The sequence below is a fragment of the Oceanococcus sp. HetDA_MAG_MS8 genome (assembly GCA_019192445.1).
Lineage (GTDB): Bacteria > Pseudomonadota > Gammaproteobacteria > Nevskiales > Oceanococcaceae > MS8.
Genome location: JAHCMK010000008.1, coordinates 79,507 through 92,075 on the forward strand (window position 1 = coordinate 79,507; position 12,569 = coordinate 92,075).

Annotated in this window: 15 protein-coding genes; 2 read left to right on the top strand and 13 right to left on the bottom strand. The window is 57.5% G+C overall.

The features are described from left to right. Nucleotides 1–39 precede the first annotated feature (39 nt). The 7 genes from lepB to rpoE form a co-directional block, all read right to left on the bottom strand. A complete protein-coding gene (gene lepB, locus KI787_13240) occupies nt 40–807 on the bottom strand; it encodes a signal peptidase I (protein MBV6630914.1) in 768 nt (255 codons plus the stop codon). 37 nt (nt 808–844) lie between these two features. Then, nucleotides 845–2,635, bottom strand: a complete 1,791-nt coding sequence (lepA, locus tag KI787_13245) for a translation elongation factor 4 (GenBank protein ID MBV6630915.1) — start codon at nt 2,633–2,635, stop codon at nt 845–847. A 274-nt stretch (nt 2,636–2,909) separates the two neighbouring features. Continuing rightward, nucleotides 2,910–3,158, bottom strand: coding sequence for a glutaredoxin family protein (locus KI787_13250; protein MBV6630916.1), 249 nt, complete (start codon nt 3,156–3,158; stop codon nt 2,910–2,912). Continuing rightward, nucleotides 3,149–3,610, bottom strand: a complete 462-nt coding sequence (locus KI787_13255) for a SoxR reducing system RseC family protein (protein ID MBV6630917.1) — start codon at nt 3,608–3,610, stop codon at nt 3,149–3,151. Before KI787_13255 ends, KI787_13250 begins: the two co-directional genes overlap by 10 nt. Further along, on the bottom strand, nt 3,607–4,614 hold the full coding sequence (locus KI787_13260; protein ID MBV6630918.1) for a MucB/RseB C-terminal domain-containing protein: 1,008 nt from the start codon (nt 4,612–4,614) through the stop codon (nt 3,607–3,609). The genes KI787_13255 and KI787_13260 overlap by 4 nt, the downstream gene beginning before the upstream one ends. A gap of 46 nt (nt 4,615–4,660) precedes the next feature. Then, complete coding sequence (locus KI787_13265; GenBank protein MBV6630919.1) at nt 4,661–5,341, bottom strand: hypothetical protein; 681 nt, start codon at nt 5,339–5,341, stop codon at nt 4,661–4,663. A gap of 10 nt (nt 5,342–5,351) precedes the next feature. After that, nucleotides 5,352–5,927 (bottom strand): RNA polymerase sigma factor RpoE, encoded by a 576-nt coding sequence (gene rpoE / locus KI787_13270; GenBank protein ID MBV6630920.1) that lies wholly within the window; start codon nt 5,925–5,927, stop codon nt 5,352–5,354. A gap of 130 nt (nt 5,928–6,057) precedes the next feature. Here rpoE and nadB point away from each other — a divergent pair, with 130 nt between their 5' ends. After that, nucleotides 6,058–7,635: an L-aspartate oxidase gene (nadB, locus tag KI787_13275; GenBank protein ID MBV6630921.1), complete on the top strand. Its 1,578-nt coding sequence runs from the start codon at nt 6,058–6,060 to the stop codon at nt 7,633–7,635. A 209-nt stretch (nt 7,636–7,844) separates the two neighbouring features. Here nadB and KI787_13280 read toward each other — a convergent pair whose 3' ends face one another. Genes KI787_13280 through KI787_13305 form a run of 6 tightly spaced genes read right to left on the bottom strand, consistent with a single transcriptional unit; the run spans nt 7,845 to nt 11,828 of the window. Further along, nucleotides 7,845–8,057 carry a succinate dehydrogenase assembly factor 2 gene (locus KI787_13280; GenBank protein ID MBV6630922.1) on the bottom strand — a complete coding sequence of 71 codons (213 nt, stop codon included), beginning with the start codon at nt 8,055–8,057 and terminating at the stop codon, nt 7,845–7,847. A 52-nt stretch (nt 8,058–8,109) separates the two neighbouring features. Continuing rightward, nucleotides 8,110–8,901 carry a succinate dehydrogenase iron-sulfur subunit gene (locus tag KI787_13285; protein ID MBV6630923.1) on the bottom strand — a complete coding sequence of 264 codons (792 nt, stop codon included), beginning with the start codon at nt 8,899–8,901 and terminating at the stop codon, nt 8,110–8,112. Nucleotides 8,902–8,944: 43 nt separating this feature from the next. Continuing rightward, complete coding sequence (locus KI787_13290) at nt 8,945–10,735, bottom strand: succinate dehydrogenase flavoprotein subunit (GenBank protein ID MBV6630924.1); 1,791 nt, start codon at nt 10,733–10,735, stop codon at nt 8,945–8,947. A 30-nt stretch (nt 10,736–10,765) separates the two neighbouring features. Next, nucleotides 10,766–11,143: a succinate dehydrogenase, hydrophobic membrane anchor protein gene (sdhD, locus tag KI787_13295; protein ID MBV6630925.1), complete on the bottom strand. Its 378-nt coding sequence runs from the start codon at nt 11,141–11,143 to the stop codon at nt 10,766–10,768. Between the two features lie 11 nt (nt 11,144–11,154). Then, nucleotides 11,155–11,541, bottom strand: coding sequence for a succinate dehydrogenase, cytochrome b556 subunit (gene sdhC, locus KI787_13300; protein ID MBV6630926.1), 387 nt, complete (start codon nt 11,539–11,541; stop codon nt 11,155–11,157). A gap of 53 nt (nt 11,542–11,594) precedes the next feature. Beyond that, nucleotides 11,595–11,828, bottom strand: a complete 234-nt coding sequence (locus KI787_13305; GenBank protein MBV6630927.1) for a DUF1674 domain-containing protein — start codon at nt 11,826–11,828, stop codon at nt 11,595–11,597. 169 nt (nt 11,829–11,997) lie between these two features. Between KI787_13305 and KI787_13310 the strand changes: the two genes are divergently transcribed. Then, nucleotides 11,998–12,546 (top strand): hypothetical protein, encoded by a 549-nt coding sequence (locus tag KI787_13310; protein MBV6630928.1) that lies wholly within the window; start codon nt 11,998–12,000, stop codon nt 12,544–12,546. Nucleotides 12,547–12,569 lie beyond the last annotated feature (23 nt).

Genomic DNA, 12,569 nt, shown 5'->3' on the forward strand with positions numbered 1-12,569 from the left:
TGGCAAAAGTCGCCAGATTAGCCCATGCGCGCCTAGCGGTCATGGCAGTGTGTTGCCAATGCGTGACCAGTCTGGACGACCTAACTGCGGGTTCCAGCTCATCCAAATGAAAAAGGCCCGACCAACCAAGCTGCGCTCAGGCACGAAGCCCCAACGGCGCGAGTCATCTGATCCGTCACGATTGTCGCCCATAACAAAGTAATGCCCTTCGGGAATAGTCACGCGGGTATCCTCCCCTGGGCGTGGACGCCCCACCAAAATATCGTGGACTCGGCCGGCCAGATTTTCCTCGCGGCGCTCGAATATCAAGTCACGACCCCGCATGCTGATGGGGTAAGCCCCTAGAGGCAGTTGCTCCATCTTCTGACCGTTGATGTACAGATGCTTATCCATATACACCAGCGTATCCCCCGGCATGCCCACGATACGCTTGATGAAATCCTTGCTAGGGTCTTCTGGAAACCGAAAAACCGCAATGTCTCCGCGCTCGGGGCTGCCAGTAGGCACTAAGGTGAAGTGCAGAGCCGGCATCTTCAGGCCATAGGCGAACTTATTGACCAAGATGAAGTCGCCGACTTCCAGCGTGGGCAACATAGACCCCGACGGAATCCGAAAAGGCTCCACCACGAAAGAACGCAGCAACAGTACGAACAGCAATACCGGGAAAAATGAACGGCTGGTTTCCACCCCCCAGGGCTGCGCCGCACCTGCCTCTCGCCGTGGCGCTAACCAGAAGCGCTCCAGCGCGACAACTGCGCCCGTTATTAAGGTGAGCAGCAGCAATGCTGCTGAGAAATCGAAATGAATATCCTGGGGCACCGGCAAGGTTCCTTTAGTTCAGGGGTCAGTCGCGGCGAAGGACTGCTAAAAATGCGTCCTGTGGAATTTCCACTTTGCCGAACTGCTTCATGCGCTTCTTGCCGGCCTTTTGCTTTTCGAGCAGTTTTCGTTTGCGGCTCACATCACCGCCATAACACTTGGCGGTGACATTTTTGCGCAATGCCTTGACGGTACTACGGGCAATAATGCGACCGCCAATCGCCGCCTGAATAGCGACATCAAACATTTGCCGAGGGATGATCTCTTTCAGATTTTCCACCAGATCACGGCCACGGCGCTCCGCGTTGGAGCGGTGCACGATGCTGGCGAGTGCATCCACCCGATCACCATTGATCATCACATCTAATTTGACCAAATCGGCTGCTTCAAAACGCAAAAAATCATATTCAAAGCTGGCATAGCCTCGACTCACAGACTTCAAACGGTCGAAGAAATCCATGACCACCTCGGCCATAGGCATTTCATACTCCATGGAGACTTGCTGACCATGGTAAGTCATCCGTTTTTGCACACCGCGCTTTTCGATGCAGAGCTGCATGACCGCACCCACATACTCCTCCGGCAAGAGCAGACGAGCCGAGATCAAAGGTTCGCGTAGCTCTTGGTAGCTACCCGCCTCTGGCAGTTCAGCTGGGTTTTCAATCTCCAGAATGTCGTCGTCGCGCATCACGGCGCGGTAGATCACCGTTGGCGCGGTGGAAATGAGATCCAGGTTGTACTCGCGCTCTAGGCGCTCCTGCACGATCTCCATGTGCAGCATGCCCAAGAACCCAATACGAAACCCAAAGCCCAGGGCGCCTGAGGTTTCTGGTTCAAATGCGAGTGCAGAGTCATTCAGGCTGAGCTTTTGCAGAGCTTCGCGGAAATCCTCGAAATCATCGGAGGAGATGGGGTACAGTCCGGCAAAAACACGTGGCTGTACCTTACGGAAGCCCGGCACACGACTCTCGCAACGACGATCTGCCAGGGTGAGGGTGTCCCCCACTGGCGCACCGTCAACGGTTTTGATGCCGGCCACCACAAAGCCAACCTCGCCGCACTCCAATGAGGGCGTAGACACGCTCTTGGGGCCAAAAAAGCCGACATCACCCACCTCATGGGTTTTGCCGGTACTCATCACCAGCATTTTGTCGCCTTTGGCCAGACGCCCATTGACGATCCGGACCAAAGACACCACGCCCAGGTAGTTATCGAACCAAGAGTCCATGATCAAGGCCTGTAAGGGGCCTTCTGGGTCGCCCTGCGGCGCAGGAATCGCCGCGACGATTTTTTCCAGCACCGCGTCCACGCCCAAGCCACTTTTCGCACTGCATTGCAGAGCATCCGTAGCTTCAATGCCAATCACATCCTCGATTTGCGCAGCCACCCTTGCAGGCTCAGCCGCGGGCAGATCGATTTTATTGAGCACTGGCAACACTTCCAGCCCTTGCTCAATAGCGGTGTAGCAGTTGGCAACACTTTGCGCCTCGACGCCCTGCGAGGCATCCACGACCAACAAGGCGCCTTCACATGCGGCCAAGGAGCGTGACACCTCGTAGGAAAAGTCGACGTGTCCAGGAGTATCAATTAAGTTGAGCTGCCACTCTTCTCCTTGAGGATCCACATACTTCAAGCGCACCGACTGCGCTTTGATCGTGATTCCTCGCTCACGCTCAATATCCATGGAATCCAGCACTTGCTGGGCCATTTCACGCTCGGACAAGCCTCCACAGACCTGAATGAATCGATCAGCCAGGGTGGATTTGCCGTGGTCAATGTGAGCGATGATGGAAAAATTCCGAATCCGGCTTTGCATAAAGGCCTATGGCTCGCAATAAGGGAGGGAGAATGCGCTGCAACAGCCCTGGGAGCGAGCTGCGCGAACGCGCGGTAGTTGGTATTCAAACGGCATCCCAACCCACAAGTATATCGTCTTCGGCAGTCCTCGCTGAGCACCAATCAGGCGCGCTGCATGCTCCGTATCCGCTGGCGACTCGGGTGCGCGTTGGTAAGAGCAGTTACGTCCGCGGGGCACATAAGGATGAATGAACGGGCCAAGCCGGTCGGCCGGCGCGGTCTAGCTTGTCTACCTATCCTGGCGCTCCCACGATTGACGCCAAAGCTAACTGAGCCGCACGACGCTGCTCAGGGTCGGCCAAACAAAATTCCTGGCCATCATTAAGCACTAGCACGGGCACCGACCATCCATAGCGTTGCTCCAAGGCCGGGTCGGCAGATATGTCTCGCCAATCAACCTTGGCCGTACAGCATTGTTGCAACCATTCCCAAGCGTCGTCGCACAAAGGGCAGTCCCAACGACTGTAAAAAACTATAGACACGCCGAAGCCTGCCCCGCGTCGGCGCTGAGCGTACTGGCCCGGCGCACCTTCAGCGGCACGGTGCTATTGCGCAGCCCGTAGCGATGCAGGGCTATGACGATTAGCCCTATACCAATACTTATCAGCGCTGCCGGCAGACCAGACAGAGAAGCCCAGGTGACGGCCACCAGCAGCATACCTAGTAGTGGCAGCCCCCAAACCCAAAGAGACAGATGACTGAGAGCAGTATCGTCGACTTCCAGCCAGACCAGCTCGCCGACCTGGAACTGTTCACCCACAACGGGGACCCGCAAGCGCCCACCGCCTCGCCGAACTAACTGATGGAATATGCCTCCGCCGCAGCCTTCGCCCCGCGCACAGCGCTCGCAGCCTGGAACTGGCGCCATATCCAGCCAAATCGACGTCGGCTCCTGCGCACAAACGCGGGCCGATGCCCGCACAGCCCGATTCATCGAGATGACTCAGCTGCCGGGCCCAGAGACTGAGTGAAGCGTCGCGCCGTTTGTAAGGGCACCTCGCCCATCGTTGTCACTGAAATATCCTGCATATATCGACGAACTGTACTGACCGCTCCATCTGCCATTTGCGACGGGGGTATAGGCACTTGTTGGTTTCGTGGACTGACGTATATCGATACGGTCGCGAGGCCGTCACTGTAGACCCAGTGCGCGACGGCCTGAGGCAGGCCCGGCAGGGTGGTCCAAGTCCGCGTGCTCAAACGAAAGCCGGGAGGGGGCTGGGCCACATCCCAGGACTGGAACGGAGCGGCTTGCTGCGGGTCTGGAGGTGCGATATCGGCCCGCACAACCTCTAGCTTTTGGTGGTCAATAGCCGATTCCAATTCCGCATCAGCGATCATGTCGAGCATGCTCAACTCGACGAACTGCACATGCTCCAGAGTCACACCTTGTGGCCCCAAAACCCTGAGCTCCAAGGGCATAGCCGTGTCGCGATCCAGTTCCAGCATGTAGCCCCAGCGCCAATTGTCTCGTGGCTCTATACGGAGTTGGCGCGTAGCCCTGGAGGCCACTCGGCCTGACTGTGCGAGGACAGTAACGGAGTAGTGCTGGTCCAAGTCCTGAACTGCCGCTTCTCCCAGAACCGGCAACAAACCCCGACCGGGATCCGTCTCGACAATCATCAAACCCTGGTCAGGCAGCAGCACACGAACTTCGCCATCGCGGCGCAGCACCTCCCTACGCTCCCCCGACAAGGAAACAATGCGCTCCTGCTCATCGCCCTGACGGTATCGATGCGCAATACGCAACGTTTCGACGCGATCACCGCTACGCATGAGCGCCGTGCCAGTGTAGGTCTGGGTCCGTACCGCATCATTCATTCGCGATAGCCATTCCCAGCCCACGCCTGCGGCATACGCGCCCATGCTCGGCGTCAATAGGGCAGCAAGAAGCGTGAGGCGCAGGAACAACAGAGTTTGGCAACGCAACCAGGCCACGGCGGAGTGCATTCCTTGGCTTACCGTTGTCTCAGGAAAAAGATGCTTAAGGATCGGCTTGTGTAGAAACCTGAGTGGCCATGCTGGGCTGCACACCGACTCGGGCGAAGGCCGCTGGCGTACTCAATAAATACCCTCCGCGAAAGCGGGCATGCTGTAAATACAGCTGCTCGATTTCCTTGGAGTTATCAGGTGCGGGAATAACAAGTTCTCGCGGGGATCCCGCACTCACGGTCATAGTTTGTGAGTTGGCCTGAGCGCTTACCAAGCTCACAGGCAACTCATTGGCAGTGGCCAGCGCCGCAACTGGAGCTGAGACGGCAGATGCTGTCTGGTTGCCTACAGCGGTGTTAGCAGGGGTTTGTAGCGGAGCATTCAATTGCCAAGCTACGACGCCGACCAGCGCCGAGGCCGCCAGACCACCCGCCGGAATCCACACGGCTGGTTGGAATAAAGCTGCAATGCGTGGCAGCCAGCGCTGAGGCTGTGACTTGGCAACTTCGGTTGGCGCCTGCAACTGCGGGCGTAAGCGCATACCGAGGTCATCTGCTGCGCTGCGGGGTAGCTGGGCACCTTGTGCAAGTTGTTCGCGAACGGAGAAACGCAACATTTGCTGCCGACAGGCTGGGTTCTCTAGGGCATCGAGCAGCGCATCAACGTCGGTAGATGCCAACTCATCATCCAAAAAAGCAGACAGTCGCTCGGCGTTCTCTAGGGATGCATTCATATTCGGCAGTTTAATCAAGGAGCGGAGCAATGTGGTCGTCGATGGCCGCGCGCGCGCGGAATATTCTTGAGCGCACTGTGCCAATAGGACAGTCCATGGCCTGAGCAATTTCCTCGTAACTCAAGCCATCGAGTTCGCGCAGCGTAATGGCGGTGCGCAAATCTTCGGGAAGATTCTTCAGCGAGTCCTGCACCTGCTGACGGATTTCATCACTCAAAGCAAGGTGCTCTGGTGTATCTCGTTCCTGCAGCTGCTCGCTCACGCCAAAGTCTTCGGCGTCTTGCACATCAAAATCCTGTGCTGCTGGCCGTCTAGAGCGACTCACAAGCCAATTTTTAGCGGTATTGATGGCGATACGATACAGCCAGGTGTAAAACGCGCTCTGGCCGCGAAATTTGTTAATCGCACGCCATGCTCGCAGAAAGGCCTCCTGGGCCACATCTGGCGCATCTGCTTCGTTCACAAAGCGCGTAACCAACTGCAGGATACGGTGTTGGTATTTGAGAATCAGGGCATCAAAAGCACGCGGATCGCCAGCCTGGGCCCGCTGGACCAAAGCCTGATCGATATCCGAGTCGGTCGTCATTGCTCGCCTAGGTGTCGCGTGCGTTGTGACCTCGCGCGCTGTGGCACGACCATTCTCCCTGTTATTGTTGCCAACTACTCCGGTTGTCTCAGTGTAGCAATCGGCCGGATTTCCAACCAGCACTGCAGTCATGCCTGATACCTCTGTTCCGGTCATTATTCTTGGCAGCGGCGCTGCCGGCTTAACGGCGGCCTTACATTTGGCCGAACTCGGCTTTGAGAGTGTCGTTATCGCCAAAGGTTCCCTTCAGCACGGAAGTACCTGGTACGCGCAAGGGGGCATTTCGGCGGTTCTCTCCGCCAAGGACTCCACCGAAGCCCATGTTCAAGACACATTGATCGCCGGAGGCGGCTTATGTAACGAGGACACCGTCCGCTTTGCCGTAGAAAGCGGCCCCAGCATGATTCGGTGGCTCGATGAACTTGGAGTTCCTTTTACGCGGGATGCCTCCACCAAGGATTTTCATCTCACGCGCGAAGGCGGACATAGCGCAAGGCGCGTGATTCACGCAGCAGATGCCACCGGGCAGGCTGTAGAAACGAGTTTGGTGGACGCTGCCAAAGCCGAGCCACGTATCCGACTGCAGCCGCAGCTCACGGCAGTCGATTTAATCTGCCAGAACGGCTTGGTTGAGGGCGTGTGGGTCTATGACCACGGCCAGCATAAAGTCCACACCCTCCCCGGCCGGGCCGTCGTATTAGCTACCGGCGGAGCGAATCTCGCGTATTTGTATTCCTCGAACCCTGCCGGATCGAGCGGGGACGGTATTGCCATGGCCTGGCGGGCCGGGTGTCGCGTGGCGAATATGGAATTTATGCAATTCCATCCCACCATCCTCTATCACCAAAATGCCCAGTCATTCCTCATCTCTGAAGCGGTCCGCGGAGAGGGAGGCATCTTGCGTTTACCCGATGGTGAACGCTTCATGCCGCGCTACGACGAGCGCGCCGAGCTCGCGCCGCGCGACGTTGTCGCCAGAGCCATCGACGCCGAAATGAAAAGGCTGGGGCTGGATCATGTGTATCTCGATGTCACCCACAAAGACCCCGAGTTTATCCGCACCCACTTCCCCACGATTCATGCGCGCTGCCTTGAGATTGGCTTAAACATGACACAGGAACCGCTTCCTGTCGTGCCGGCCGCCCATTACACCTGCGGGGGTATTCTGACCAACCTCGACGGGCAGACCGATATTCCTAACCTATACGCCATCGGCGAAACCGCCTGTACCGGACTGCATGGCGCTAACCGCATGGCAAGTAATTCACTGCTGGAATGCTTGGTGTTTGGTCGTGCTAGCGCTCAGCACATTGCCCGTCATTGGTCAGAGGGTCGCCGCGTCAATCGCCTACCGGACTGGGATGACTCGCAGGTCTCCGACTCCGATGAGGAGGTGGTTGTCAGCCATAACTGGCAGGAAATCCGCCGAACGATGTGGAATTACGTGGGCATCGTCCGCACTGATCGCCGGCTTGCGCGCGCCGCCCGGCGGGTTGACCTACTCCGCCAGGAGATTCAGGAGTATTACGGCAACTTTAAGCTCACGCCCGACCTCATTGAGCTGCGGAATTTGTCCCTGGTCGCCGAACTCATCATACGCTGCGCCCAGCAGCGTCATGAATCGCGCGGGCTGCATTTCAACCGCGATTATCCCAACACGCTTGAAGATGCTGAAAACACCATCCTTAGTCCCGGCACCCTCTCCTAGGAGGAGTGGCTAGCTCTAGCACAGCCATTGTCGATCGCTCAGGCTTCAACGCAACAACATCCTGCATCCAACGCAGGCTATGCGCGAACTTAGGCGCCGGGGCTTGGCTGAGATCGCTGCGCACATCGTCCGCGCCGCGAGGAAAATGCTGTCGCCGCGGGCATAAAAAACGCGGCCTCTAGGGCCGCGTTCTTAGCTTGGCTCCGAACTTAGTTGGAGCCCGGAAGCTTGGCTCCACATTGGCGCATCAAAGTGACCAGTTCGAGGTAAGCCTCGGGAACTTCTAAGCGGCCTGAGAGCATCGCGAGTATGTCTGGATCTTGCTCATCACAAAACGCCTCGAAGGTGCTCTGAAAGCCTTCTCCGCGATATGGATACTCTTCATCAAGAATGTAGTTGAAGGCGCGATCAAGCTCTCGCATCCCACGCCGACAACGCCAACGTAATTGGCCCACTGGCATCATGCCGACGCCCTCAGACCTGCCGCTCCAACATCATCTTCTTCGTCTCCGCAATCGCCTTACCCGGGTTCAAACCCTTAGGACAGGTATTCGCGCAGTTCATGATGGTGTGGCAGCGATAGAGTTTGAAGGGGTCTTCCAAGGCATCCAAGCGCTCACCAGTGGCTTCATCCCGTGAATCCGCCAACCAACGATAAGCCTGCAGCAAGATGGCTGGGCCGAGATAACGGTCGCCATTCCACCAGTAGCTGGGGCAGCTGGTCGAACAGCAGGCGCACAGGATGCACTCGTACAACCCGTCAAGCTTGGCTCGCTCTTCCTTAGATTGCAGCCGCTCCCTCGAGGGTGCAGCAGAATCCGTTTTGATCCAGGGCTCGATTGAGGCGTACTGAGCGTAAAAGTGAGTCAAGTCGGGAACCAGATCTTTCACCACCGGCATGTGCGGTAGTGGGTAAATCCGGATATCGCCATCGAAGTCCTCGATGGCTTTGGTGCAAGCCAGCGTATTCGTTCCGCCGCTGCGATCGCCAATATTCATGGCGCAGGACCCACAGATGCCTTCGCGGCAGGAGCGCCTGAAGGTCAGTGTTGGGTCGATCTCGTTCTTAATTTTGATCAGGGCATCGAGCACCATCGGCCCGCAGCTATCCAGATCAATGTCGTAGGTATCCGTCCGGGGGTTATCTCCGGAATCTGGGTCATAGCGGTAGATCTTGAAGGTCTTGATCCGCGTCGCCCCTTCGGGCGCCGGGAAATGTCGACCTGTTTTGATCTTGCTGTTTCCAGGAAGGGTAAATTTAGCCATGAACTATCCTCGAATGTGGTCGTGATTGATCGCCAGCAGCGCTTTAGTAAACGCGCTTCTTCGGCGGAATCACTTCCACATCGTTCGTTAGGGTTTCCATATGCACCGGCCGGTAATCGATCTTGACCTCTTTGGGTCCGGTCTGCCAGGCCAAGGTGTGCTTCATCCAGTTTTCGTCATCCCGATCCGGGAAATCTTCACGGGCTTGCGCACCGCGGCTTTCCTTACGGTTCTGGGCACTTTTGATGGTGACCAGCGCCTGACTTAGCAGGTTGTCCAGCTCCAAGGTTTCGATGAGATCGGTATTCCAGACCATAGAACGGTCCTGAATCCCAACATCCGCAAAGGAATCAATGACGTTGTTGAGCTTCTCAACACCCTCGTCGAGGGATTCACCCGTGCGGAACACCGCGCAATGGGCTTGCATCACTTTTTGCATGTCCAAACGCACGGCGGCCGTAGCATTGCTGCCCTTGGCATGACGGAAGCGATCCAGGCGAGCGAGCACCTTGTCGTCTGCTTCTTTGCTGGACTCCCGCACCGAGGCGCCGGGTTTGACGATTTCCGCACAATGTTTGGCCGCAGCGCGGCCGAACACCACCAAATCGAGCAAGCTGTTCGAGCCGAGGCGATTCGCGCCGTGCACGGAGACGCAGCCATTCTCCCCAATGGCCATCAGGCCTGGTACAACAGCATTGGGGTCGCCGTCGCGGAGCGTCACGACTTCGCCTTTGTAGTTGGCCGGCGTGCCACCCATGTTGTAGTGAACCGTCGGTATTACCGGAATAGGCTGTTTGGACACATCAACGCCGGCAAAGATTTTTGCGGTTTCCGCAATACCTGGCAGACGCTCTTCAATCACTTCTGGGCCCAAGTGTTCCAAGTGCAGGAAGATATGATCGCTTTCGGGACCAACACCCCGGCCTTCCCGTATCTCCATGGACATGGAGCGAGACACCACGTCTCGGGAAGCGAGGTCCTTGGCATTGGGTGCGTAGCGTTCCATGAAACGCTCGCCTTCAGAGTTGCGCAAAATGCCGCCTTCGCCACGCACACCTTCGGTGATCAGGCAGCCTGCACCGTAAATGCCCGTGGGGTGGAACTGAACGAATTCCATGTCCTGCATCGCCACGCCAGCTCGCATGGCCATGCCGTTACCATCGCCAGTACAAGTATGCGCGGAGGTGCAGCTGAAGAAGGCGCGCCCATAACCACCTGTGGCCAAGATGGTTTGTTGCCCGCGGAAGCGATGCAACTCACCTGTAGCCATATCCATGGCGATGACGCCAATGCATTCGCCGTCGTCGCTCATCAGCAAATCAATGGCGAAGTACTCTACGAAGAACTGCGCCTTGTATTTCAGAGCTTGCTGATAGAGCGCGTGGAGCATCGCGTGCCCCGTGCGGTCAGCCGCAGCGCAGGTGCGCTGGGCGGTCCCTTCACCGAAACGTGTGGTCATGCCGCCAAATGGGCGTTGGTAAATACGGCCGTCTTCCGTACGCGAGAACGGCACGCCATCATGCTCCAATTCAATGATGGAGGGGATGGCCTCACGACACATATACTCAATCGCGTCTTGGTCGCCTAACCAGTCAGACCCCTTGACGGTGTCATACATGTGCCAACGCCAATCGTCCTCACCCATATTCCCCAATGCGGCGGAAACACCACCTTGTGCCGCCACAGTGTGACTGCGCGTAGGGAACACTTTAGTGATGCAAGCTGTGGACAAGCCAGCCTGAGCCAAACCGCGGACAGCGCGCAGACCTGCGCCGCCAGCTCCTACGACGACAACGTCGTAGACATGATCAGTAATTTGGTAAGTCGAACTCATATTTGGTCGTCTTTCCTTAAAAAATGTGGGTTAGCGCAAGGCGATAAGCAAAACGCTGACAATGCTGGCCAGCGCAGCAGCAGCTGCAAGGAGTTTGATGCCCACTAACGCCGCCACTTTGCGGCCTTCGTGATGAACGTAGTCTTCGATGACAACTTGGGCGCCAAGCTGCGCGTGATAAAACATCGCCGCGATGAGCCCGATGAGCGTCGTAGCCACCAGCGGCTGCCCGACCCACGCCACCACCTCTGCGTGTGGAGCGCCTGCCATGCACAACAGCGACCAGACCATCCACAAAATAAGGGGCACCAAGGCCACGGCGGTTAGCCGCTGCATCATCCAATGTTCAGAGCCCGACTTAGCCGAGCCCAGGCCGCGTGCGCGACCGAGCGGAGAGCGATAACTCATAGAAATTCCCCTCAGGACAGAATGCCAATCCAGGTCAAGGCGGTCAGTACGGCCGCGCAAGCCAGCATGATTTTGCCGGTGCGGTTCACACTGTCGATGTCGAGTGCTCGGCCGGTATCCCAGACCAAATGCCGGACGCCGTTGCTCAGGTGATAAAACACCGAGAAGCTCCAGCCCATCAGCAGAAGCTGACCGAACCAGCTTGCGTAGAAGCCTTGCACGGCCGCGAAGGCTTCGGGGCCCTGAGCCGCAGCAATCAGCCAGCAAACCAAGCCGAAACTTCCCACCGCGTTTGCCACGCCGGTAGCGCGGTGAGAGATGGAGAGAACTGACGCAAGCTGCGGTTTATATACCTGGAGGTGCGGCGATAAAGGCCGCCCTTGGGTGTCAATAGCCATGTTGTCCTTTTCCGGAAGTTGTAATCAGGTCGGGCAGACCGACGCTGCCGCGACTAAAAATCGATGCAGCGACCTTTCCGTTCCCAGTCGCCATACCGGGTCGGTTCTGGTCCACGCGGCCCCCCAATCTCCCGAGAATTGACCCCTTGGGGAAGTCGCTCGCCTTGCGCCTCAGATTCGCCCGCATGTGGCGTATCATCAGCTGACGACTCAGCCTGCTTAGGATAGCCTTCCAGCGCTGATTTCGCCAGCTTTGCGACCTTCGATTGATTGTTATCTGATTGCATGCCAGACCTTCACCTTTGTGATATCAGCTCCTATTATCAGGCTTTTACGCTACACGGCGACGATGTAGATGCGTTTTTGCAGGCACAGCTGAGCCGTGACCTGACTAAGGCTGCGATAGGCCATGCCTATGACAGCGTTTGGTGCGATGCCAAGGGACGCGTCCGCTGCATGCTGATCATTTGGCAGGCACAAGCCCATGAGTGGCGTGCTCTGGTACCCAATGCGGCCGTAGTCGAGTGGCAGAAACTGCGGATGTATGTGCTGCGCTCCGCCGTGCACATCGACCAAGCCCCCTGCCCTTTGGGCCTACTTGACTACAGCGCTGGCAACGCGCGGCCAGAACTGCCGGGCATAGAACTCGACACACGCAGCCGCCTACTGGAAGCTCGTCACAAGGCCGAGCTCGATGCCGCGAACACAGTAGATGCTCAGGCTTGGCTGGCAATGCGAATGCTTAGCGGAGTCGCCCAATGGCCAGGCCTGAGCGCTGGCAGCGAGATTCCACAGAGCCTGGGACTTCGCACAGGCCAGGAGCTAGCGCTCCATAAAGGCTGCTACCCCGGCCAGGAAATCATCTCCAGAGTACATTACCGTGGCCGCGCACCTCGCCGGCTGGTCACAACCATTGGCCCGCAGCCGCCAGCAGATGCCTTTGCGCAGGCGCCTTTGCCCTTAAAACCAGGATGGACGGTGGCTCAGTCCTTACGCAGCACTTGAGCCTGAGCAAGCGCATCCACCAG

Excerpts from the sequence above, each read along its gene's own strand:
- lepA (MBV6630915.1), bottom strand. The coding sequence starts at position 2,635 with ATGCAAAGCCGGATTCGGAATTTTTCCATCATCGCTCACATTGACCAC.
- KI787_13255 (MBV6630917.1), bottom strand. The coding sequence starts at position 3,610 with ATGAATCGGGCTGTGCGGGCATCGGCCCGCGTTTGTGCGCAGGAGCCG.
- KI787_13265 (MBV6630919.1), bottom strand. The coding sequence starts at position 5,341 with ATGAATGCATCCCTAGAGAACGCCGAGCGACTGTCTGCTTTTTTGGAT.
- rpoE (MBV6630920.1), bottom strand. The coding sequence starts at position 5,927 with ATGACGACCGACTCGGATATCGATCAGGCTTTGGTCCAGCGGGCCCAG.
- nadB (MBV6630921.1), top strand. The coding sequence starts at position 6,058 with ATGCCTGATACCTCTGTTCCGGTCATTATTCTTGGCAGCGGCGCTGCC.
- KI787_13280 (MBV6630922.1), bottom strand. The coding sequence starts at position 8,057 with ATGCGAGAGCTTGATCGCGCCTTCAACTACATTCTTGATGAAGAGTAT.
- KI787_13285 (MBV6630923.1), bottom strand. The coding sequence starts at position 8,901 with ATGGCTAAATTTACCCTTCCTGGAAACAGCAAGATCAAAACAGGTCGA.
- KI787_13290 (MBV6630924.1), bottom strand. The coding sequence starts at position 10,735 with ATGAGTTCGACTTACCAAATTACTGATCATGTCTACGACGTTGTCGTC.
- sdhD (MBV6630925.1), bottom strand. The coding sequence starts at position 11,143 with ATGAGTTATCGCTCTCCGCTCGGTCGCGCACGCGGCCTGGGCTCGGCT.
- sdhC (MBV6630926.1), bottom strand. The coding sequence starts at position 11,541 with ATGGCTATTGACACCCAAGGGCGGCCTTTATCGCCGCACCTCCAGGTA.
- KI787_13305 (MBV6630927.1), bottom strand. The coding sequence starts at position 11,828 with ATGCAATCAGATAACAATCAATCGAAGGTCGCAAAGCTGGCGAAATCA.
- KI787_13310 (MBV6630928.1), top strand. The coding sequence starts at position 11,998 with ATGCTGATCATTTGGCAGGCACAAGCCCATGAGTGGCGTGCTCTGGTA.